The organism is Spirillospora sp. NPDC049652 (genome assembly GCF_040675125.1).
GTDB lineage: Bacteria > Actinomycetota > Actinomycetes > Streptosporangiales > Streptosporangiaceae > Spirillospora.
In genome coordinates this window covers 1-2,850 of the sequence record NZ_JBFAOF010000915.1, presented here as the reverse complement: position 1 = coordinate 2,850, position 2,850 = coordinate 1, and the positions used below count along the sequence as shown (strand labels likewise).

Here is a 2,850-nt window from a genome sequence, read left to right as displayed (position 1 = left end):
GACCGGCGGCCGGCGCGGAGCGGGCACGGGCGGCCGCCGCGTCCTGGGGCGTGGCCGTGGGCGCTGTTCCGCTACCGGGAGCAGGCCACCTGGCGGGAACTCGCCTACGCGCTGCTGCTGACGGCCGTCCTCTGGGTGTTCGACCTGTCGGTGCTGGTCATGGGGCTGGTCTTCCCGTGCGCCCTGCTCTCGGCCCCGTACGCGCAGTCGTTCGCCGATCCCGGCGACGACCGGATCCAGGTGCTGAAGCTGGTCTCGGTGAGCAGTCCCGCACAGGCCTGGGCGCTGGTGCCCGTGGGCCTGCTGCTGGTGCCCGTCGCCGGGTACGCCCTGACCGCGGCCGCCGCCGCTCGCGCCGCGCTGGCGCGGGCCCTGCTCACGACCCGCGAGGGGGAGCTGGGGCGGCGGCTGGCGGAGGTGACGCGGTCCCGGTCGGAGCTCGTCGACGCGTTCGAGGTGGAGCGGCGGCGCATCGAACGCGACCTGCACGACGGGGCGCAGCAGCGGCTCGTCGCGCTGACCATGACGCTCGGCCTGGCCCGGATCAGCACCGGCGACGAGGCGTCCGCGCTGGTGGACAAGGCGCACCACGAGTCCCGGCTCGTCCTGGACGAGCTGCGGAAGCTGATCCGGGGCGTCCACCCCGGCGTGCTCAGCGACCGCGGCCTGCTCGCCGCCGTCGAGGACGCCGCGGACTGCTCGCCGGTGCCCGTCCAGGTGGACCTGGACCTGCCCGGACGGCTGCCGCCCGCCCTGGAGAGCACCGCGTACTTCGTGGTCAGCGAGGCGCTCGCCAACGTCGCCAAGCACAGCCGGGCCGAGCGGGCGACGGTCCGGGGCGGCGTCGAGCCGGGCGTGCTCGTGGTGGAGGTGGAGGACGACGGCGAAGGCGGCGCGGACCCGTCGGCCGGGACGGGCCTGGCGGGCCTGGCCGCGCGGGTCGCGGCCGTCGATGGCAGGCTGTCGCTGACCAGCCCGCCCCAGGGACCGACCGTGCTTCGCGTGGAGCTTCCGTGTGCGCCGACCGACCACTCCGGATCGTCCTGGCCGAGGACGGCCTCCTGCTGCGCGAGGGGCTGCCCGGACTGTTCCGCCGGTTCGGGCACCGCGCCGTCGCGGCGGTGAGCGACGCGCCAACGCTGGTCGCGGCCGTGGCCGAACACGACCCGGACCTGGTGGTCACCGACGTCCGGATGCCGCCGGGCTTCTCCGACGAGGGGCTGCGGGCCGCGCTGGAGCTGCGCGCGGCCCGTCCGGGGCTGCCGGTGCTCGTGCTGAGCCAGTACGTCGAGCGGGACTCGGCGGCCGAGCTGCTGACCTCGCAAGGCGGCGCGGGCGTCGGCTACCTGCTGAAGGACCGCCTCGGCGACATCGAGGAGTTCGCCGAGGCGGTGGAGCGGGTCGCGGCGGGCGGCACCGCCGTGGACCCGGAGGTCGTCCGCCGTCTGCTGCTGCGCCGCCGCGACCCGCTGGCGGCACTCACGGCGCGGGAGCGCGAGGTGCTCGGGCTGATGGCGGAGGGCCGGTCGAACGCGGCGATCGCCCGCGCGCTCGCGGTCGGCGACGCGGCGGTCGCCAAGCACGTCCGCGCCATCCTCGCGAAGCTGCGGCTGCCTCCGGACGAGGACGACCACCGCCGCGTCCGCGCCGTCCTGACCTACCTCGGCGCCGAGCCGCGCGGGTGACCACGAGCCGACCACCGAGCCGCGCGGAGGGCGGGGACGGAGGCGGCGGGTCAGGCCGGGCGGCGGGCGGTGCCGAGCACCTGCGGGGCGGCGGGGAAGGAGAGGCCCGTGTCGGCGCGGTCCAGGTGGTCGAGCCGTTCCATCTCGAACCCGGCGGCGCGGATGGCGGCGACCGTGTCGCGGCCGACCCGGCAGCCGCCGACGAACCGGGGCCAGACCGTGGCGTCGAGGACGCTCTGCACGCGCCGCCGTCCGGGTGTCCCGGCGCGGACGTGCTCGAAGAACCGCAGCTCGCCGCGCGGCCTCAGCGCGCGGCGCAGTTCGGCGAGCGCGGCGGCCTGGTCGGGAACGGTGCACAGCACCAGCGACACCACGGCCACGTCGAACGAGGCGTCCGCGACGGGAAGCCTTCCGGCGGTCCCGGCCACGATCTCGATGGGCAGGGACGAGCGCGCGGCGGCGTCCCTGGCGACCTCCCGCAGGCGGCCCTCCGGCTCCACCGCCAGGAGGCGCTCGACCTCGGGCGGGTAGTACGGAAAGGTCGATCCGGTCCCGGCGCCGACCTCGATGACCTCGCCGCGGACCCCTTTGAGCAGTTCGGCGCGCGCGGTCGTGAGCTTCTCCTCCAGCAGGGGGATCAGCCGGGCATAGTAACGGGCGAACAGCGGATGCCCGCGTTCCTCCCCCACCTTCGCCATCGCCGCCCCCTCCTCCTGGACACTCGCTCACGGCCGCTCACCGGTCTTCCTTCCCCGCGCTCCCGGCAGGCACGCAAGGGAGGCCCGTAGCTAGACGACCGCGATCCGGCCCGGCTCGCCGTCGGTCACCTGGCCGACGAGCGCGGCGGGCAGGCCGTGCCCGCGCAGCTCGGCGAGGAGGCTTGTCGGGTCGCCCGGGACGGCGAGGAGGAGCCCGCCGGAGGTCTGCGCGTCGTGCAGCAGGACGGCCACCTCGCGCGGCACCCCGGCGGCGACGGTGACGAAGTCGGCCAGATGCGACATGTTGGCGTTCGTCCCGCCCGGGACGAGACCGGCGGCGGCCAGGGCGAGAGCGCCCGGCAGCAGCGGGACGGCGTCGGCGCGGACCTCGGCGGCCAGCCCGCTCGCGCGCAGCATCCGGTGCAGGTGGCCGAGCAGCCCGAACCCGGTGACGTCGGTGGCGGCGC

The 2,850-nt window shown here is 76.4% G+C and carries 4 protein-coding genes; 2 read left to right on the top strand and 2 right to left on the bottom strand.

Features of this window, described 5'->3' with window-relative positions:
- The coding region (locus AB0J52_RS34810; RefSeq protein ID WP_500187154.1) for a sensor histidine kinase at positions 1 to 1,125 on the top strand (1,125 nt) is incomplete at its 5' end.
- Positions 1,014 to 1,685 carry a response regulator transcription factor gene (locus AB0J52_RS34805; RefSeq protein ID WP_500187153.1) on the top strand — a complete coding sequence of 224 codons (672 nt, stop codon included), beginning with the start codon at positions 1,014 to 1,016 and terminating at the stop codon, positions 1,683 to 1,685. The genes AB0J52_RS34810 and AB0J52_RS34805, both read left to right, overlap by 112 nt.
- A gap of 50 nt (positions 1,686 to 1,735) precedes the next feature.
- Here AB0J52_RS34805 and AB0J52_RS34800 read toward each other — a convergent pair whose 3' ends face one another.
- Together AB0J52_RS34800 and AB0J52_RS34795 are read right to left on the bottom strand one after the other, a co-directional pair.
- Complete coding sequence (locus AB0J52_RS34800) at positions 1,736 to 2,383, bottom strand: class I SAM-dependent methyltransferase (RefSeq protein WP_500187152.1); 648 nt, start codon at positions 2,381 to 2,383, stop codon at positions 1,736 to 1,738.
- Positions 2,384 to 2,473: 90 nt separating this feature from the next.
- On the bottom strand, positions 2,474 to 2,850 hold a 377-nt coding region (locus AB0J52_RS34795; protein WP_500187151.1), incomplete at its 5' end, for an AIR synthase-related protein.

What these genes read in the sequence shown, in the direction of transcription:
- AB0J52_RS34800 (WP_500187152.1), bottom strand. Translation starts at nt 2,383, where the DNA reads ATGGCGAAGGTGGGGGAGGAACGCGGGCATCCGCTGTTCGCCCGTTAC.